At 67.6% G+C, this 17814-nt stretch carries 17 protein-coding genes; 3 read left to right on the top strand and 14 right to left on the bottom strand.

From position 1 onward, the window contains the following. The 3 genes from qcrA to ctaE all read right to left on the bottom strand — a co-directional run bounded on the left by qcrA (position 1) and on the right by ctaE (position 2619). Positions 1 to 1053, bottom strand: a complete 1053-nt coding sequence (gene qcrA / locus BCL67_RS07140; RefSeq protein ID WP_106122763.1) for a cytochrome bc1 complex Rieske iron-sulfur subunit — start codon at positions 1051 to 1053, stop codon at positions 1 to 3. Between the two features lie 62 nt (positions 1054 to 1115). Continuing rightward, positions 1116 to 1913, bottom strand: a complete 798-nt coding sequence (gene qcrC / locus BCL67_RS07145; RefSeq protein ID WP_106122764.1) for a cytochrome bc1 complex diheme cytochrome c subunit — start codon at positions 1911 to 1913, stop codon at positions 1116 to 1118. 58 nt (positions 1914 to 1971) lie between these two features. Beyond that, positions 1972 to 2619 carry an aa3-type cytochrome oxidase subunit III gene (gene ctaE / locus BCL67_RS07150; RefSeq protein WP_374955633.1) on the bottom strand — a complete coding sequence of 216 codons (648 nt, stop codon included), beginning with the start codon at positions 2617 to 2619 and terminating at the stop codon, positions 1972 to 1974. A 200-nt stretch (positions 2620 to 2819) separates the two neighbouring features. On the opposite strand from ctaE, the gene trpD reads away from it, so the two are divergent. Next, complete coding sequence (gene trpD / locus BCL67_RS07155) at positions 2820 to 3902, top strand: anthranilate phosphoribosyltransferase (RefSeq protein WP_106122766.1); 1083 nt, start codon at positions 2820 to 2822, stop codon at positions 3900 to 3902. On the opposite strand, the gene def is transcribed toward trpD, so the two are convergent. The 5 genes from def to BCL67_RS07180 all read right to left on the bottom strand — a co-directional run bounded on the left by def (position 3883) and on the right by BCL67_RS07180 (position 8528). Then, on the bottom strand, positions 3883 to 4563 hold the full coding sequence (def, locus tag BCL67_RS07160) for a peptide deformylase (RefSeq protein WP_106122767.1): 681 nt from the start codon (positions 4561 to 4563) through the stop codon (positions 3883 to 3885). The genes trpD and def overlap by 20 nt on opposite strands. Positions 4564 to 4720: 157 nt before the next feature. After that, positions 4721 to 5122 (bottom strand): cytochrome c oxidase subunit 4, encoded by a 402-nt coding sequence (locus BCL67_RS07165; protein WP_106122768.1) that lies wholly within the window; start codon positions 5120 to 5122, stop codon positions 4721 to 4723. Further along, positions 5122 to 6846, bottom strand: a complete 1725-nt coding sequence (ctaD, locus tag BCL67_RS07170; protein WP_106122769.1) for an aa3-type cytochrome oxidase subunit I — start codon at positions 6844 to 6846, stop codon at positions 5122 to 5124. Before ctaD ends, BCL67_RS07165 begins: the two co-directional genes overlap by 1 nt. A 2-nt stretch (positions 6847 to 6848) precedes the next feature. Next, positions 6849 to 7724 (bottom strand): aa3-type cytochrome oxidase subunit II, encoded by an 876-nt coding sequence (gene ctaC, locus BCL67_RS07175; RefSeq protein WP_106122770.1) that lies wholly within the window; start codon positions 7722 to 7724, stop codon positions 6849 to 6851. Positions 7725 to 8111: 387 nt separating this feature from the next. Then, positions 8112 to 8528: a HesB/IscA family protein gene (locus BCL67_RS07180; RefSeq protein ID WP_106122771.1), complete on the bottom strand. Its 417-nt coding sequence runs from the start codon at positions 8526 to 8528 to the stop codon at positions 8112 to 8114. Between the two features lie 130 nt (positions 8529 to 8658). Here BCL67_RS07180 and BCL67_RS07185 point away from each other — a divergent pair, with 130 nt between their 5' ends. Beyond that, positions 8659 to 9267: a DUF3043 domain-containing protein gene (locus BCL67_RS07185; RefSeq protein ID WP_106122772.1), complete on the top strand. Its 609-nt coding sequence runs from the start codon at positions 8659 to 8661 to the stop codon at positions 9265 to 9267. Between the two features lie 137 nt (positions 9268 to 9404). On the opposite strand, the gene BCL67_RS07190 is transcribed toward BCL67_RS07185, so the two are convergent. After that, positions 9405 to 10478, bottom strand: a complete 1074-nt coding sequence (locus BCL67_RS07190; protein ID WP_258174848.1) for a quinone-dependent dihydroorotate dehydrogenase — start codon at positions 10476 to 10478, stop codon at positions 9405 to 9407. 54 nt (positions 10479 to 10532) lie between these two features. On the opposite strand from BCL67_RS07190, the gene BCL67_RS07195 reads away from it, so the two are divergent. Beyond that, on the top strand, positions 10533 to 11636 hold the full coding sequence (locus BCL67_RS07195) for an alpha/beta hydrolase (RefSeq protein ID WP_181255923.1): 1104 nt from the start codon (positions 10533 to 10535) through the stop codon (positions 11634 to 11636). On the opposite strand, the gene BCL67_RS07200 is transcribed toward BCL67_RS07195, so the two are convergent. The 5 genes from BCL67_RS07200 to BCL67_RS07220 form a co-directional block, all read right to left on the bottom strand. Then, positions 11582 to 12388: an isoprenyl transferase gene (locus BCL67_RS07200; RefSeq protein ID WP_106122775.1), complete on the bottom strand. Its 807-nt coding sequence runs from the start codon at positions 12386 to 12388 to the stop codon at positions 11582 to 11584. The two genes, BCL67_RS07195 and BCL67_RS07200, sit on opposite strands and share 55 nt — an antisense overlap. Positions 12389 to 12417: 29 nt before the next feature. Beyond that, positions 12418 to 13164, bottom strand: a complete 747-nt coding sequence (gene recO / locus BCL67_RS07205) for a DNA repair protein RecO (protein ID WP_106122776.1) — start codon at positions 13162 to 13164, stop codon at positions 12418 to 12420. Positions 13165 to 13262: 98 nt separating this feature from the next. After that, positions 13263 to 15023, bottom strand: a complete 1761-nt coding sequence (leuA, locus tag BCL67_RS07210; protein ID WP_106122777.1) for a 2-isopropylmalate synthase — start codon at positions 15021 to 15023, stop codon at positions 13263 to 13265. A 310-nt stretch (positions 15024 to 15333) separates the two neighbouring features. Continuing rightward, on the bottom strand, positions 15334 to 16320 hold the full coding sequence (gene era / locus BCL67_RS07215; RefSeq protein ID WP_374955634.1) for a GTPase Era: 987 nt from the start codon (positions 16318 to 16320) through the stop codon (positions 15334 to 15336). Continuing rightward, complete coding sequence (locus tag BCL67_RS07220; RefSeq protein WP_219886438.1) at positions 16317 to 17813, bottom strand: hemolysin family protein; 1497 nt, start codon at positions 17811 to 17813, stop codon at positions 16317 to 16319. The genes era and BCL67_RS07220 overlap by 4 nt, the downstream gene beginning before the upstream one ends. Position 17814 lies beyond the last annotated feature (1 nt).

Genomic DNA, 17814 nt, shown 5'->3' on the forward strand with positions numbered 1-17814 from the left:
TTAGCCACGCTCCCAGTAGGTGGGGCCGACGGGTTCAGTGAAGTCGCTGCGAGCGATGAGGAAGCCCTCATCGTCGACCGTGATGGGCAGCTGGGGCAGCGGCCGGCCTGCCGGACCGAAGATGACCTTGAACTCCTCGGCGGCGTCGAAGGTCGACTGGTGGCAGGGACACAGCAGGTGGTGCGTGTGACGCTCGTAGAGCGCCACCGGGCAGCCGACATGCGTGCAGACCTTGGAGCAGGCGATGATGCCTTCGTACTTCCAGTCCTCGCGGCCTGGAGTCACGGGCTCGAAGTCGTCGGGGTTCATCCGGATCAGCAGGACGACGGCCTTGGCCTTCTCCGCCAGGCGATCACCGTGCCCTGAGACCTCGCGCAGCGTCTCCGGGATAGCGTGCACCGCGGAGCCGACCGTGAGGTCGGAGGCCCGGATCGGCGTGCCGGTGGGGTCGCGCACCAGGCGCACCCCTTCGGCCCAGAGCGTGTGCCGCAACCGCTCGGGTCCGAAGTCCTCGGAGCGGTCGAGATCGCGGAAGACGACGACGGCGGGCAGCGGGGCCAGCAGTGCGGCGCCGATGAGCGTGTTGCGCAGCAGCGGGCGACGCTTGATCTGGGTCTCGTCGAGGATCTCGTTGACCGTCTGGGCAGCCTCGGCGCGGTCTTCTTCCTTGCGCAGGGGCTTGCGGTCCTCGATGACCTCGTGGTCGGGCATGAGGGCGCGGGCCCACTGGACGACGCCGAGTCCGATGCCCAGCATGGCGAAGGCCACGCCGACGCCGAGCAGGGTGTTCTGCAGCCGGAGCATCTCGAGGTCACCGGCGGTGACGCCGACGGCGAAGTAGCCGACGAAGAACATCACGGTGCCGATGATCGAGATCAGGAAGAGCGCGGAGACCTGACGCTCGGCGCGCTTGGCGGCCTTCTCGTCCGCGTCAGCCAACCGCGGGCGGTGCGGGGGCAGGCCAGGATTGTCGATGGCATAGCCGCTCGACTTCCCGTCACCTGCTTTGATGACGGCGCCCGTGTTCGGACCGCCGTTACCGTGCTCGCCCATATGGTTCTCGTCCTTTGCTTCAGTGTTTACGTGTGCGGGTGCTTAGGTGCTGCCGGGGCCGATCAGGAAGACCGTGAGGTCAGCCAGACCATCGACCCGATCAGCAGGGCCAGGCCCAGGGTCCAGATGAGCAGACCTTCCGAGACCGGTCCCAGCGAGCCCAGCGAGAACCCGCCCGGCACGCCTTGAGATTCGTTGTTCTTCAGGAAGGCGATGATGTCGCGCTTGTCCTCAGGCGGGATGTTCGAGTCGTTGAACTCGGGCATGTTCTGCGGACCGGTCAACATGGCCGTGTAGATGTGCCGTGCCTCCACGCCGTCCAGGGCAGGCGCGTACTTGCCCTCGGTCAGCGCGCCACCGGCAGCGGCAGCGTTGTGGCACATGGCGCAGTTGATCCGGAAGAGCTCGCCGCCACGGGCGATGTTGCCCTGCTCGACGTCGAGGTACTCCTCATCGGGCACTGCGGGCCCGGAGCCCAGCGAGGCCACGTAGGCCGAGAGCTGCATGGTCTGTTCGTCGTTGAACTGAGCCGGCTTCTTCTGCGCCTGCGGGCCGGACATCTGCATCGGCATGCGGCCGGTGCCGACCTGGAAGTCCACGGCGGCAGCGCCGGAGCCGATCAGCGAGGGTCCGGCGTCGGAGCCCTCGGCATTGATGCCGTGGCAGGTGGCGCAGTTGGCCACGAAGAGCCGCTCGCCCTCCTCCACGTCCGAGGCGGAGTAGACATCGGCGGTGTTCGTCGCCTGGGCCTCGTTGATCGAGGTCGCCGCGGAGTAGAGCCCTCCCGTGAGCAGGAGGCCCAGGAGGAGCAGCGCCACTGCCGCTAACGGGTGGCGACGCTTCTGTGAGAGTGCCTTCACGTGCCGGTTCCTAACTTTTCGATGCGATTCAAGCTGGGGTGCTGCGTCGACGCGCTGATCACGCGAACAGCGGCAGCAGGTAGACGATGCCGAACAGCGCGATCCACACGACGTCGACGAAGTGCCAGTAGTACGAGACGACGACGGCGGCGTGAGCTTCCTTATGGGTGAACTTCACGCTGAAGTAGGCCCGGGCGATCACGTACAGGAAGGCGATGAGCCCGCCGATCACGTGCAGCCCGTGGAAGCCGGTGGTGATGTAGAAGGCAGAGCCGAACGCATTCGAGGAGACGGTGATCCCGTGGGAGACCATCACTGCGAACTCGTAGGTCTGACCGCCGATGAAGATGGCGCCCATGATGAACGAGAGGATGTACCACTCGACCATGCCCCAGTGCTTGATCTGGAATGCGCCTCCGGTGCGGCGCGGCTGATGCCGCTCGGCAGCGAAGACACCGAACTGAGCCGTCACCGAGCTGGCGACCAGGATCACGGTGATCGTGGTGGCCAGCGGGATGTCCAGTTCACTGGCACCCTCGGCGAACATCTCAGACTGCGTGGAACGCAGTGTGAAGAACATGGCGAACAGGCCGGCGAAGAACATGAGCTCGCTGGTGAGCCAGACCATGGTGCCCACTGACACCATGTTCGGGCGGTTCGGCAGCGTTCGCGCCGGGGCGATTGGGGCTTGGGTTGCAGACGTCACGCATTCATTATGTCCTGAAACCCCAGCCGTTTGCGACACCGATGGCCACTGTGGCGTGGTTCCAGATCCTTGTCAGGGGGCGGATTCCGCGCCATTCCCAGGATCCGCCAAGGTGGAGCGGGTCAAAAAAGTCGACAATATTTCTACAGCGTGTCGAAATTGGACGGAGCCGGACCCGGGCGGGCCGATAGTCTGGGCCTGTGAAACCTCCACACTCACCTGATCCACTCCCCCGCGCAGCCGCTCTGCCCTCGAGCTGGTCCGAGCTGCTGGAGAGGCTGCTCGCCGGCGATCACCTCACCGAGGCCACCTCGGCCTGGGCCATGGAGCAGCTCATGAGCGGATCGATGGGTGATGGCCAGATCGCCGCGTTCCTGGTCGCTCTGCGAGCCAAGGGCGAGGTCGCCGAGGAGCTTATAGGACTCAGCAACACCATGATGGACAGGGCGGTCCCGCTGACCATCCCCGGGCCCACCCTGGACATCGTGGGCACCGGTGGGGACATGCTGGGCACGGTGAACATCTCCACGATGTCCTCGCTGACCGCCGTGGGCGCCGGAGCCCGGGTCGTCAAGCACGGCAACCGCGGCGCATCCACCACGGCCGGCGCCGCCGATGTGATCGAGGCGCTCGGGGTGGATCTGAGCATGAGCACCGAGAACGTCGCCCGCGCCGCCCAGGAGGTCGGCATCACCTTCCTCTTCGCGCAGAGCTTCCATCCCTCGATGCGCCACGTCGGGCCGGTGCGCCGGCAGCTGGGCATCCGCACCGTGTTCAACTTCCTGGGCCCGCTCTCGAACCCCGCACGGGTCACCGCCCAGGCGCTGGGCTGCGCCAGCCCCACCCTGGCGCCGAAGATGGCCGAGGTGCTCGCGATGCGCGGCACCCGGGGTCTGGTGTTCCGCGGACAGGACGGGCGGGACAAGATCACCACCTCCGCGGCCACCGACATCTGGGAGGTCCGCTCCGGGGAGCTCACCCACACCACGCTGGAGCCGGAGGACGTGGGTCTCCCCCGGGTCGCGGTCGAGGATCTCCGCGGAGGCTCGGGACCTGAGAACGCGCAGATCGTGCAGCGCATGCTCTCCGGGGAGCCCGGGCCGGTCCGCGACGCCGTCGTCCTCAATGCCGCAGCCGGGCTCACCAGCCTCGATGAGCACGCTGACGGGCCGCTGGTGGACCGCCTGCGGGCCAACATGCGCCGGGCCGAGGAATCCATCGACTCCGGCGCCGCGGCGGACGTGCTGCGTCGCTGGGTGGCGTTCAGCCAGAGTGTGAGCTGACGCCCCGACCGCTCGGACCGGTCCCCTCGGGCTGGACGTCCTGCCGCGCGCTGCCGGAATCGGACTCGTGGTCGTCTTCGGGCTCGTCATGGCCGAAGGGGTCCGGGTCGACTCCGGGCAGCCAGGTCAGCCCGGGCTGGTTCCAGCCCTCCTTCTTCACGACCTTCTTCCAGCGGCGCGCCCATCTGGGGTCCAGCCGGTTGACGTAGAGGTAGCCGTCCAGGTGGTCATACTCGTGCTGCAGGATCCGGGCGAACCAGCCGGTGGCCTCGAACTGCAGCGGCTCGCCCTCGAGGTCGAGCCCGGTGATCTCCACGTGCTCGCTGCGCTTGAGCGGATAGTTGTACCCCGGCGCGGACAGGCACCCCTCGGACTCCTCCTCGGGATCGGCGGACTCCTTGGAGACCTTGCCGATCAGGCGCAGTCGTGGATTGATGATCACGCCACGGGAGGGCTGGTCGCCGGAGTCGGCGAAGCTGTAGGTGAAGATGCGCAGCCCGACACCCACCTGCGGGGCGGCGAGTCCCACCCCGTGCGCGGCGTCCTGGGTCTCGACCATGTCGGCGACGAGCTCACGGATCGAGTCGTCGATGCGCTCGACCTCCTGCGCGCGTCGATGCAGGACTGGTTCACCGTAGATCGTGATGGGGCGGATCGTCATAGCCAGAATTCTACGCACCGCGCAGGGCACCTGGAGACGAGAAAGCCCGCCGTGAGTCGATGCTCACGGCGGGCTTTCTCGATTCAGCTGTCACCGGTCAGGTCATGGAGCACCTGCCGGATCCGGCTCCGCGGCGTGATCGCCGCGGGAGCAGGGGTCAGTGCGCGTAGCGCTTGCGGTTGAACTCCAGCACCCAGCCGGTGATGAAGAACAGGCCCGGGATCAGTGCGAGGAAGAACACCCACCAGTCGATGGCCAGACCGAAGAACGCGAAGGCTGCGGAGAAGCCGAGGCCCAGCGGCCACCAGCTCCACGGAGCGAACTCGCCGTAGTTGCCGGCCATGTGCTCGATCTCGCCCTCCGGGTTGTCCCCGTCGAGCACGTCGTGGTTCTTCGCGACCATGCGCAGGTAGAACCAGAGCATGAAGGCCATGCCTGCCGTGAGCAGCAGCAGCGGGAAGCCGGCCAGGTCTGACCAGCCGCTCCAGAAGCCGTAGATGAAGGCCACGATGAGGACGAAGATCCCCAGGCCCAGGAACAACCCGATATTTGCCTTCATCAGACGCCTTCCTTGTCCGACTGATCCGCGGGACCGAAGATCTTGCCCGCAGGGGTCTGCAGGGTGTGCCGGTCAGCGAGTTCAGGGTGGTGCAGATCCAGCGCGGGACGCTCGGAGCGGATGCGCGGCAGCGAGTAGAAGTTGTGCCGCGGCGGTGGGCAGGAGGTCGCCCACTCGAGCGAGCCGCCGAAGCCCCACGGGTCATCCACGAGGACCTTCTTGCCCTTGCGCGAGGTGATCCAGACGTTCCAGAAGAACGGGATCAGCGATGCACCCAGGAGCATCGAGAACACGGTGGAGAACTGGTTCATCATCGTGAACCCGTCTTCGACCATGTAGTCCGCGTAGCGTCGCGGCATGCCCATGACGCCGAGCCAGTGCTGGATCATGAAGGTGCCGTGGAAGCCGACGAAGAGCATCCAGAAGTTGATCTTGCCCAGACGCTCGTTGAGCATCCTGCCCGTCCACTTCGGCCACCAGAAGTAAAAGCCGGCGAACATCGCGAAGACCACGGTGCCGAAGACCACGTAGTGGAAGTGCGCCACCACGAAGTAGGTGTCGGAGAGGTGGAAGTCCAGCGGCGGAGCCGCCAGGATGATGCCGGTGAGCCCGCCGAACAGGAAGGTCACCAGGAAGCCGAGGCTCCACAGCATCGGAGTCTCGAAGGTGAGCGAGCCTCGCCACATCGTGCCGATCCAGTTGAAGAACTTCACCCCGGTGGGAACCGCGATCAGCATGGTCATCAGCGCGAAGAACGGCAGCAGCACGGCGCCGGTCACGTACATGTGGTGGGCCCACACGGTCACCGAGAGCGCCGCGATGGCGATGGTCGCGTAGACCAGACCCTTGTAGCCGAAGATCGGCTTGCGGCTGAAGACCGGGAGGATCTCAGAGATGATGCCGAAGAACGGCAGCGCGATGATGTACACCTCAGGGTGTCCGAAGAACCAGAACAGGTGCTGCCAGAGGACCGCACCGCCAGCCTCCGGGTCGAAGATGTGACCGCCGAACCTCCGGTCGAGGCCGAGTCCGAACAGCGCTGCCGCCAGCGGCGGGAACGCCATCAGGACCAGGATCGAGGTGATCAGCGTGTTCCACACGAAGATCGGCATCCGCCACATGGTCATGCCCGGGGCGCGCATGCAGATGATCGTGGTGATGAAGTTGACGCCGCCCATGATCGTGCCGAAGCCGGTCAGGGCCAGTCCGAACACCCAGAGGTCTCCACCGACGCCCGGTGAATACGTGGTGTCAGACAGCGGCGCGTACGCGAACCAGCCGAAGGAGGCCGCACCCTGGGGGGTGAGGAAGCCAGCCATCGCGACCAGCGCGCCGAACAGGAAGAACCAGAAGGCCAGCGCGTTCAGCCGGGGGAAGGCCACATCCGGGGCGCCGATCTGCAGCGGCATGATCACATTCGCGAAGCCGGCGAAGAGCGGAGTCGCGAACATCAGCAGCATGACCGTGCCGTGCATGGTGAAGAGCTGGTTGTACTGCTCCTTGGTCTGCAGCAGCTGCATGCCGGGCTCGAAGAGCTCCGCACGGATCAGCAGCGCCATGACGCCGCCGACGCAGAAGAACAGGAAGGAGGTGATCAGGTACATGTACCCGATCACCTTGTGATCGGTGGTCGTCAGCCAGTTGACGATGATCTTCCCCTTGGAACGGGGGACGACGCGCGAGACCTCACGCGTTTCGTCGGCTGTGTATTCGAGGGTCGCCACAGTCAGTCGTCCCCTTCAGTTCCGGCCACATTTTCGTGGAGGTTTGGATTGCGGTCATACTCGTCGCCGAGCTGACCCTCGGGCAGGGTCTCGAGATAGGCACGGAACTCTTCGTCCGTGACGACCTCCACGTTGAAGAGCATCTCCGAGTGGTACTCGCCGCAGAGCTCCGCACACTTGCCGTCGAAGCTGCCAAGCTCCTGCGGGGTCAGGTGGATCTCGTTGGTGCGGCCCGGAATCATGTCGCGCTTCTGCAGGAAGGCGGGGATCCAGAAGGAGTGGATGACGTCGCGGGCGTTGAGCTCGAAGGTGACGGGCTCGTCCACCGGAAGGTAGAGCGTCGGCAGCGTCTCGCGGACACCCTCCTCACCGGTGAGATTGGCCTGGACGCCGGCGAAGTAACGCTCCTCGCCCTCGTAGTTGTAGTTGAAGTCCCAGGCCCACTGCTTGCCGCGGACGTCGACCACCAGGTTGGGGTCTTCGTACGGCTCGTCGATGGAGCGCTGGACCTCGTTGGTGTAGAAGAACAGCACACCGACCATGACCAGCGGAACGATGGTGTACATGATCTCCAGCGGCACGTTGTACGCGATCTGGCGGGGGTACCCGGTCTCACCCTTGCGTCGACGGTAGGCCACCATGCACCAGAGCATCAGCGCCCAGGTGATGAGACCCACGATCAGCGCCGCGATCCAGGAGTTGACCCACAGGTCGGTGATCTCTGCGGTGTTGCTGGTCGTGCCTCGATTGCCCGGGAGCCAACCCCGCGATGCAGGGTTCTCCGCGGAGCAGGCGCTCAGCGCCAGTGCCGCCACGCTGGCCAGTGCAGTTACCTTCAGTGCACGGCCTTGGCTGCCGGTTCGTTTATGCGAACTCACAGACGGCCCTTCCTCTATCTCGATGTGCGAATGTTGCTTCCTCCGTGAGCCGCTGACCGCGCTGTGCGCAGAGATCGGGCCACCATGGACGCCTCGCGCTCAAGACTACTACGTCCTGTAGAGGACCGGGAGGACGGACACCCGCCGACGAAGCACCTGATCTGCCGCTTCGTCTCCCCTGAAAGGCCCCCGGACACGAGAAAACTCCGCTTCTACCCCGTGTAGAAATAGGGAGAAGCGGAGTCTCGCTCGCGCTGGGCAGCGGGTGGATCAGCTGCCGATATGTCTGCTTTGTGACGCTATGACTCGCCGCATCGCACCGGCGGGCCGGTGCGGAGGACCACGACGCCCCTGAGGGAGTCGGTCAGCGAGCCGCCGGCGCGGTGATCAGTGGAAGGAGTCGCCGCAGGCGCAGGAGCCGCCGGCGTTGGGGTTGTCGATCGTGAACCCCTGCTTGGAGATCGAATCTTCGAAGTCGATCTTCGCGCCCTCGAGGTAGGGGACGCTCATCTTGTCCACGACGACCTCGACACCGCTGAAATCGCGCAGCGCGTCGCCGTCGAGCACGCGCTCGTCGAAGTACAGCTGGTAGATCAGGCCGGAGCAGCCGCCGGGCTGGACGGCCACACGCAGACGAAGGTCTTCGCGGCCCTCCTGCTGGAGCAGGGAGGAGACCTTCTCGGCTGCGGTCTCGCTCAGCTCGACCTGGTGGGTCTTGAAACCATCGACGCTCGCTCCGGTGATCTCGGCTGATTCGGTCTCAGCAGCGGATCCGGCGGTGGCGTCCTGGGTGGTGGTGCTCATGGCATACACCTCTCTCGTTGTAGCGGCAGGCCTGTGCTCTACGGTAACAACGCCGAGGCCTGCGCAGTTCATTCCCGCTGGCGCAGCACGTCGCAGGGTTCGACCCTATTATTCCCGCTACACTGGCGGGGTGCTAGGACGTAAGAAAAACACCGCTGACCAGATCGCCGAAGCTGAAGCTGCAGCTGCCCGTGCGGAAGCCGAGAACACCAGGCGCCAGCCTGAGAAGAAGGGCGTGCCCACCCCCAAGCGCAGCCAGCAGCAGGCGGCGCGCAAGCGCCCGCTGGTGCAGAACGACCGCAAGGTCGCCCGTGCCGCGCAGCGCCAGCAGATGGCCGAGCAGCGGGTGAAGATGCGCCGGGCGATGGAGACCGGCGAGGAGAAGTACCTTCCCGCCCGGGACCGGGGTCCGCAGCGGCGCTTCGTCCGCGACTACGTCGACGCGCGCTTCGGCATCGGCGAGTGGATGCTGATCCTGGTGCTGGTCTTCCTCTTCGCCTCCTTCGTGATGAACGAAGAGATGCGCATCATCGTCAGCCAGATCCTGTGGCTCTTCGTCCTGGCCGTCCTGGTCGAGGCTGTCTGGGTCGGCCGTCTCGTGCGCAAGAAGGTCGACGCCAAGTTCGGCGCCGAGAATCGGGAACGTGGTCTGCCCTTCTACGCCGCGATGCGCGCGCTGCAGATCCGCCGGCTGCGGCTGCCCAAGCCGCTGGTCGCTCGCGGGCACTTCCCCGCCTGAGCTTCAGCCCTGGCCGAGCGGCTCAGCCACTTCGCAGCCGGCACATCAGCCGCTCGGCTGCAGCGACATAGGCCGCTTCACCGCCACCAGACAGCCCGCTTCGCGGCAGGGCCATCAGCCGATTCGCGGCAGCGGCATCAGCCGCTTCGCAGCGCGCGGCTCAGGCTGCGGTTGATCCGGCGCACCCAGAACGGACCTTCGTAGACGAAGGCCGTGTAGCCCTGCACGAGGTCAGCCCCGAGCGCGAGCCGCTCGGCGACGTCCTGACCGGTGGTCACTCCCCCGACCGAGATGATCGCTGTGGTGCGCGGCAGCGCGGCACGCAGCCGGATCAGCACCTGCTTGGACCGCTCGGCGAGCACCGGACCGCTGAGTCCGCCCGCGCCTGCGGCGGACACCTGCTCGGGGTCGCTGTGCAGATCCTCCCGGGAGATCGTGGTGTTGGTGGCGATGACCCCATCGAGCCCGAGATCACTGACCAGCTCGGCCACCGCGTCGACGTCGGCGTCTGCGAGGTCCGGCGCGATCTTCACCAGCAGCGGCACGTGGCGCTGCGCGGCGTCGTCGGCCGCTGATCCCACCGCCGCGAGCAGCGGACGCAGCGCGCTGATGTCCTGGAGCTGACGCAGCCCCGGGGTGTTCGGCGAGGACACGTTGACCACCAGGTAGTCCGCCACGGGGGCCAGCATCCGGGTGGAGATGAGATAGTCCTCGGTGGCGTCCTCGAGCGGGGTCACCTTGGTCTTGCCGATGTTCACCCCGATGACCGGGGCATGCCGTCCACTGCGCTTGAGCCGGGAGATCTGCTCGCGAATCTCCTCCAGCCGCGGCCGGACCGCCTCCGCGCCGTCGTTGTTGAAGCCCATCCGGTTGATCAGCGCGCGGTCCTTCACCAGCCGGAAGAGCCGCGGCGTCGGGTTGCCCGGCTGGGCAGCGGCGGTCACGGTGCCGATCTCGATGTGCCCGAAGCCCAGGGTCGCCAGCGGCAGCACCGAGGTGGCGCCCTTGTCGAAGCCCGCGGCCAGGCCGAAGGGTGAGGGCCAGACCATGCCCAGCGCGCGGATCTGCAGCGAGTCCTCCGGGCGGCACAGCCGCTCCAGCACCCTTCCGGCTCCGACGCGGTGGCTCAGCCGCAGCCCGGAGATCACCAGGTGGTGAGCCTTCTCGGGATCGATCCGGGTGAAGACGGTCTTGAAGATGAAGCGGTACATGGCTCCCATCCTAGGATGCGGGTCGACCGAAAGTTGCCTCATAGGATGGAGGCCATGGATGAACTGCTCGAAGACTCCCCGGTGGGCGTCTGGTCCCCCGACCACCTCCAGGGCTGCAAGCGGCTGACGCTGCCGCTCGGTGAGGATGAGGAGGGTCCCGTCAGCGCGACCCTGGTCAGCTACTCCCCCGATCCCGAGCAGCAGGCGGTCCAGGACGAGCGCCCGGGCGAGGCCGAGGCGGTCGCCGCCGCGCAGGACACCCCCGCCGAGCCGGAGCACCCGCCGGAGCTGGCTCCGGTGCTGCATATCCACGGCTGGGCCGACTATTTCTACAACATCCCGATGGCTCGCCGCTGGCAGAGCTGGGGGCGCCCCTTCTATGCCCTGGATCTGCGCAAGTACGGGCGCAGCCTGCGCAGCTGGCAGACCGCCGGGTATGTGGACGACTTGAGCACCTATGACGCCGACATCGAGGCCGCGCTGAGTGAGATCGCCGCGCTGCACCCCGAGGCCCCGGCGCCGATCATCGAGGCCCACTCCACCGGCGGGCTGGTCGCCGCGCTCTGGGCGCAGCGCAATCCCGGACGGATCAGCGCGCTGGTGCTCAACAGCCCGTGGCTGGAGCTCTCCGGCGACGTCGCCGCGCGCACGGCCACCGAGGGCATCCTCGCCCCGCTCGGACAGTTCTCCCCCACCCGGGCGCTGAAGCTTCCGGCGATCGACAACTACTGGCAGTCGCTCTCGGACCAGGCGCAGGGCGAATGGACGCTGCACCCGCGCTGGCGCCCGCGCACCTCTTTCCCGATCCGGGTGGGCTGGATGCGCGCCGTGCTCGCCGGGCACCGGAAGGTCCATGAGGGTCTGGGGCTGCAGCTGCCGGTCCTGGTGCTGCTCTCGGGCGCGACCGCATACCGGCGGCACTGGACCGAGGAGCTGCAGGAGTCAGACTCGGTGCTCGATGTGGAGCTGCTCGCCCGCCGGGCGGTCAAGCTCGGCGACCAGGTGACCGTGGTCCGGGTGCAGCGAGCGATCCACGACGTCTTCGCCTCGGAGGCCTCGGTGCGCAATCGGGCGCTGGACGAGGTCCATCGCTGGCTGCGCGCCTACGCCCCGGAGGCTGAGCGTCCGGCGGAGAACCTGTCCACCGCGGCGCCGTAGCGGCGGTCCCGGCGGGCGTAGATCTCCACGGCCTCCCACAGCGTGGTGCGGTCCACATCGGGCCAGAGCACGTCCATGAAGACCAGCTCGGCGTAGGCGGACTGCCAGAGCAGGAAGTTCGAGATCCGCTGCTCCCCGGAGCTGCGCAGGAAGAGGTCGACGTCGGGCAGATCGGGCTCGTCCAGATGGGCGGCGACGGTCTTCTCGGTGATCTTGCGCGGGTCCATCCGGCCGGCGGCGACCTCGGCGGCGATCAGCTTGACCGCGTCGGTGATCTCCGCGCGACCGCCGTAGTTCACGCACATGGTCAGCGTGAAGCGGGTGTTGTCCCGGGTCAGCTCCTCGGAGGTCTCGAGCTCCTTGATCACCGAGCGCCAGAGCCGACCGGGCTGTCCGTTCCAGCGGATCCGCACGCCCCAGGAGTTCAGCACGTCGCGCTGGCGGCGCAGCACCTGGCGCGAGTAGCCCATCAGGAAGCGCACCTCATCCGGTGAGCGCTTCCAGTTCTCGGTGGAGAAGGCGTAGACGCTGATGTGCTTGACGCCGATCTCGATGGCTCCGGCGATGACGTCCATCAGCGCGGCCTCACCGGCCCGGTGTCCTTCGGTGCGCGGGAGCCCGCGCTGGTTCGCCCAGCGCCCGTTGCCGTCCATCACGATCCCCACATGTGCCGGCACCAGTTCCGGGGGCAGCTTCGGCGCGGTGGCGCCCTCGGGGTGCGGGGCAGGATCCTGATGAGTGGGCAAGGACATGGCGCTTATTCTTCCATGTCGGGCCAGGGTCAGAGCCCCAGTGAGGTCAGCCGGCGCTCGAGGTGGTGCTGGGCGTAGCTGATCACCACGTTGGTGGCCTCGTGGCGGATGTCGCTGCGGAACGCGCGGGTCTGCTCCCAGTGGCCGTGCTGCAGCGCGTGCAGCAGCTCCACCGTGGCGGGATCCAGCGTCCGGGTGCCCGGCGGTCGGCAGTCGGTGCAGACCGGCCCGCTGGCCGCCGGGTGGAAGCCGGTGTGCGCTCCGGGCTTGCCGCAGGCCACGCAGGCGGTCCAGGTGACCGCCCAGCCCGCGGAGGACAGGGCGCGCAGCAGATAGGAGTTCAGCACGACGTCGGCCGGGTGGACTCCCCGCGCCAGGGCGGAGTACCCGCCGTGGAGCAGCCGGAACTGGGCGCCGCCGAAGGCCGGATCAGACTCGACGTCCATGAGCCGCTCGGCGGTCTCGGCCATGGTGCTCGCGGCCATGTACTTGTCGTAGTCGGCCACGATCGGCGGGCCGTAGGTGTTCTTCGAGGTGGCCTGGGTGACGATGTCCAGCGAGCGGCCGTGCACGAACTGGATGTCTGCCACCATGAACGGCTCCACGGTCGCGCCGAACTTCGAGGAGGTGCGGCGCACACCCTTCGCGACCGCGCGCACCAGCCCGTTCGCTGAGGTCAGCGCGGTGATGATGCGATCTGCCTCGCCCAGGTTCTGGGTGCGCAGGATGATCGCGGCGTCCCGGTACGAGCGGGACGCGAAGGTGGAGCCGGCCATGGTGGCAGAGTACTACAGCGTCATGGGCGCATGCCCGGAGGTATCACGGCGTCAGCCCTGGGACATCAGGGCGTCAGCCCTGGGCTGCCGGGGGACGCTCACGCCACCGGGGCGGCGTCGCGCAGCGCGCGGTTCACCGCGGAGATGACCGCCTGCAGCGAGGCCAGGGTGGTGTTGTGGTCCAGACCGACGCCCCAGAGCACGCGCTCCCCGATCGCCAGCTCCACGAAGGAGGCCGCCTGGGCGTCTCCGCCCTGGCTCATGGCGTGCTCGGTGTAGTCCAGCAGCCGCACGTCGACCCCGTCGGCGGCGAGGATCTTCAGCAGCGCTGCGATCGGACCGTTGGCGTGGGCGGACTCTGCCCGGGTCTGACCGCCGGCCTGGAGCTCCACCTCCATGTGGAACACTCCCTCGGCGTTGGAGGAGGTGTTGACCTCGTCCAGGCGGTAGTGGCCCCACTGGTGGTCGGCGCTGTCCACCGGCAGGTATTCGTCCTGGAAGATCTGCCAGATCTCCTCCCCGGAGACCTCGCCGCCGCCGTCGTCGGCTCGTCGCTGGATGACTCCGGAGAACTCGACCTGCGCGCGGCGCGGCAGGTCGATGCCGCGTTCGGCCTTGAGCAGGTAGGAGACCCCGCCCTTGCCGGACTGCGAGTTGACCCGGATGACCGCCTCGTAGCTGCGGCCGATGTCCTTGGGATCGATGGGCAGGTAGGGCACGGCCCAGGTGATCTCGTCGCGGGAGGTGCCGGCCGCCTTGGCACGGGCGTCCATGTGCTCGAAGCCCTTCTTGATCGCGTCCTGGTGCGAGCCTGAGAAGGCGGTGAAGACCAGGTCGCCGCCATAGGGTGAGCGCTCGGGGACGCCCATCTGGTTGCAGTGCTCCACAGTGCTGCGGATGGTGCTCATATCGCGGAAGTCCAGCTCCGGATCGATGCCCTGGCTGAAGAGGTTCATGCCCAGGGTGACCAGGTCGACGTTGCCGGTGCGCTCACCGTTGCCGAACAGGCAGCCCTCGATCCGGTCGGCACCGGCCATGTAGCCCAGCTCGGCGGCGGCGACGCCGGTGCCGCGGTCGTTGTGCGGGTGCAGCGAGAGCACGATCGACTCCCGGTTGCGCAGGTTCCGGTGCATCCACTCGATGGAGTCCGCGTAGACGTTCGGGGTGGCCATCTCCACGGTGGCGGGCAGGTTGATGATGACCGGCTTCTCCGGGGTGGCGCCGAAGACGTCGACCACCGCATCGGAGATGTGCGCGGCGAAGTCGAGCTCGGTGCCGGTGAAGGACTCCGGGGAGTACTGGTAGACGACCTCGGTGGGGGTGTCCGCGGCGGCGTGCATCGCCTCTTCGTACTTCTTGCACAGCCGGGCGCCCTGGGTGGCGATGTCCACGATCCCGTCGCGGTCGGTCTTGAAGACGACCTCGCGCTGGAGCACCGAGGTGGAGTTGTACAGGTGGACGATCGCGCGCGGAGCCCCGGCGATGGCCTCGAAGGTGCGTTCGATCAGGGCTTCGCGCGCCTGGGTGAGCACCTGGATGTAGACGTCGTCGGGGATCTTGTCCTGCTCGATGAGCTGGCGGACGAAGTCGTAGTCGGTCTGCGAGGCCGACGGGAAGCCGACCTCGATCTCCTTGAAGCCCATGTTGACCAGCAGCTCGAACATCCGGTGCTTGCGGTCCGGGGTCATCGGGTCGATCAGCGCCTGGTTGCCGTCGCGCAGGTCGACCGCGCACCAGCGCGGGGCATTGCGGATGGTCTTGTCCGGCCAGGTGCGGTCGGGCAGGGAGACGGTGATCTGCTCCTCGAAGGGAACGTACCGCTGGAAGGGCATCGGTGAGGTCTTCTGGAGTTTGCGCATGAGAGCTTCCTTGCTGAGAACGAGCTGAGGGTGAGCGGTCGAGGCGGAGGAGCTCCGCAGCGGGGATTCGACCTGGAAGTGCTGCGCTGTGCTGGATCTACGAGCTGGACCGGAGAGGTGAGCTGGGATCAGACGCGCGCGAGCTCTTCCCCGCTGCGGCGGAGAAGCTCTAGGCGTAGGACTCGCTGGCGTATCGTCTGCACGCCTCTCAACGTAGCACGCAGCACGCGCCTGTGCAGTGGGTCACCCTGATTCTCATCATGTGGACGACGCCGGCGCCACGGCCCTCCGCGGTCGAGCCTGCGGCGGACTAGAAGCCGAGCCGGCCGAGCTTCTTCGGGTCGCGCTGCCATTCCTTGGTCACCTTCACGTGGAGGTCGAGGTAGACCGGGGTGCCGAGCAGCTTGACGATGCCGGCGCGGGCGTCGGTGCCGATGGCCTTGAGCCGGGCGCCGCGCTTGCCGATGATGATCGCCTTCTGCGAGTCGCGCTCCACGTGGATCGAGACCCGGACGTCGAGCAGCGGCTTGTCGGCGGGGCGGTCCTCGCGGGGCACCATCTCCTCGACCACCACGGCGATCGAGTGCGGCAGCTCGTCGCGGACGTCCTCCAGGGCTGCTTCACGGACCAGCTCGGCGACCATGATGGCCTCGGGCTCGTCGGTGAGCTCGCCCTCGGGGTAGAGCGGCGGGGACTGCGGCATCATGGCGGCGAGCTGCTCCACCACCACCTCGGTCTGCTCGCCCTCGAGGGCGGAGACCGGGATGATCTCGGCGAAGCCGCCGGCCTGGTTGCCCTCCTGGGCGAGGTGCTCCCGGCCGAGCTGGTCCACCGCCATGAGCTGCTCGGCGAGGTCCTCGCGGGAGACCTTGTCCACCTTGGTCACCAGTGCGATGACCCGTTTGTGCGGCAGCTTGGTCAGCTGGGCGGCGATGAAGCGGTCGCCGGGGCCGACCTTCTCATCGGCGGGGATGCAGAAGCCGACGACGTCGACCTCGGAGAGCGTGTCGATGACCAGACCGTTGAGCCGCTTGCCCAGCAGGGTGCGTGGGCGGTGCAGTCCAGGGGTGTCGACCAGGACCAGCTGGAAGTCGCTGCGGTGCACGATTCCGCGGATCGTGTGCCGGGTGGTCTGCGGCTTCGAGGAGGTGATGGCCACCTTGTCCCCCACCAGCGCGTTGGTCAGCGTGGACTTCCCGGCGTTGGGGCGCCCGACGAGGCTGGCGAATCCGGCGCGGAAGTTCTCGTCGAATGCGGCGAAGCCGTCCTGCTGCGGCGGCATCTGTGTTGGGCTCATCGGGGTGACCTGATCCTCTCGTGCGCCGAGGCCGCGGCTGCGGCTCGGTCGTGGTGCGGTGCTGCGGTTCCTGCCGTGGTTCCTGCTGTGGTTCCTGCTGTGGATCGGGCCGGGTTCTGCGCTGCCGTGCCGACCGCGGCCAGGTGCAGCGCGTCGGGCTCGGCGTCGGTGCCCAGCCCGGATCGGGCGCCTCGTCGATCTTCGGCCTCCCAGGCGAGCACGTGGCTCACCCGGTTGCGGCGGCCTTCGAGCCGATCGGCGCGCAGCACCACTCCGGGTCCGTGGCGGCGCGGGATCTCGACCTCCGATCCTGCGATGGCCACCCGGCCCAGGGCTTTGGCGAGCAGTCCGCCGACGGTGTCGACCTCTTCCTCGTGGTCGAGGTCGTAGAGCTCGGCGAAGTCGTCCACCGACATCCGGGCGGAGAGCCGGCGCTGGGAGTCGTCGAGGTCTTCGATCTCGGCGGCCTCGGTGTCGTATTCGTCCACGATCTCCCCGACGATCTCTTCGATCAGGTCCTCCAGGGTGACCATTCCGGCGGTGCCCCCGTATTCGTCCACCACGACGGCCACGTGGGTGGATTCGCGCTGCAGCTCGGAGAGGAACTCCGAGACCGGCTTGGACTCGGGCACGTAGCGGACGTCGCGCTGGAGCTCGTCGACGATGATCGAGTCCGGGTCGCGGTCGGTGTAGGCGCTGAGCAGCTCGCCGCTGCGCAGCCGGTGGTGCAGGAAGGCGGCGTCCTTGAGGTAGATCATGCCGGTGATGTCGTCGGCGGAGCCGCGCACCACCGGGATCCGCGAGTAGCCGGAGCGGAAGAACAGCGTCATCACCTCGGCGAGGCTGGTCCCGGACTCCACGGTGACCATGTCGGTGCGCGGGACCATCACGGCGCGGACCCGGGTGGCGGAGAGGTCGAAGACCGACTGGATCAGCTCGGCCTCGGCATCTTCGATCAGGTCGGTCTCCGAGGCGCGGGCCACGAATTCGCGGAACTCCTCGTCGTCGAAGAAGCCCTGGTCGGTGTGCGCGGTGCCGGGGACGGTGCGGGCGCCGATGCTGCTCAGCGCCTCGGGGAACGGTCCCAGCACGACGCGCAGGGAGCGCACCAGCGCGGCGGTGGAGGCGGCGACGATCAGGTGGTGGCCGCGGCCGATGCGCCGCGGGGAGATCGCCGCGCCGATGACCCCGCCGATGAGCAGGATCGCGGAGCCGGCCACGGCCCCGGCGCCGAGTCCCTCCAGCGCGACCGTGGAGGCCACGATGACCAGGACGACGACGGCGGTGGTGAAGAACCAGCGCCAGGTCTGCAGCGCCAGGGTGTGCGCCACCGGCTGGGCCAGGATCTTCTCCACGGCGGTGGAGCCGCGCTGCTCGGCGATCTCTTCGGCCTCGCGGCGGCTCAGCCGCTGGAACGCGGAGTCGGCGGCGGAGAGCGCGAAGGCCAGGACGGCGCAGACCAGCGCCAGGAGGATGAGGAGGCCGAGGACCATG

The sequence above is a fragment of the Nesterenkonia sandarakina genome, assembly GCF_003003175.1.
Lineage (GTDB): Bacteria > Actinomycetota > Actinomycetes > Actinomycetales > Micrococcaceae > Nesterenkonia > Nesterenkonia sandarakina_A.

What these genes read in the sequence shown, in the direction of transcription:
- qcrA (WP_106122763.1), bottom strand. Translation starts at nt 1,053, where the DNA reads ATGGGCGAGCACGGTAACGGCGGTCCGAACACGGGCGCCGTCATCAAA.
- def (WP_106122767.1), bottom strand. Translation starts at nt 4,563, where the DNA reads ATGACGATCCGCCCCATCACGATCTACGGTGAACCAGTCCTGCATCGA.
- BCL67_RS07165 (WP_106122768.1), bottom strand. Translation starts at nt 5,122, where the DNA reads ATGAAGGCAAATATCGGGTTGTTCCTGGGCCTGGGGATCTTCGTCCTC.
- BCL67_RS07180 (WP_106122771.1), bottom strand. Translation starts at nt 8,528, where the DNA reads ATGAGCACCACCACCCAGGACGCCACCGCCGGATCCGCTGCTGAGACC.
- BCL67_RS07190 (WP_258174848.1), bottom strand. Translation starts at nt 10,478, where the DNA reads ATGTACCGCTTCATCTTCAAGACCGTCTTCACCCGGATCGATCCCGAG.
- BCL67_RS07195 (WP_181255923.1), top strand. Translation starts at nt 10,533, where the DNA reads ATGGATGAACTGCTCGAAGACTCCCCGGTGGGCGTCTGGTCCCCCGAC.
- BCL67_RS07200 (WP_106122775.1), bottom strand. Translation starts at nt 12,388, where the DNA reads ATGTCCTTGCCCACTCATCAGGATCCTGCCCCGCACCCCGAGGGCGCC.
- recO (WP_106122776.1), bottom strand. Translation starts at nt 13,164, where the DNA reads ATGGCCGGCTCCACCTTCGCGTCCCGCTCGTACCGGGACGCCGCGATC.
- leuA (WP_106122777.1), bottom strand. Translation starts at nt 15,023, where the DNA reads ATGCGCAAACTCCAGAAGACCTCACCGATGCCCTTCCAGCGGTACGTT.
- era (WP_374955634.1), bottom strand. Translation starts at nt 16,320, where the DNA reads ATGAGCCCAACACAGATGCCGCCGCAGCAGGACGGCTTCGCCGCATTC.
- BCL67_RS07220 (WP_219886438.1), bottom strand. Translation starts at nt 17,813, where the DNA reads ATGGTCCTCGGCCTCCTCATCCTCCTGGCGCTGGTCTGCGCCGTCCTG.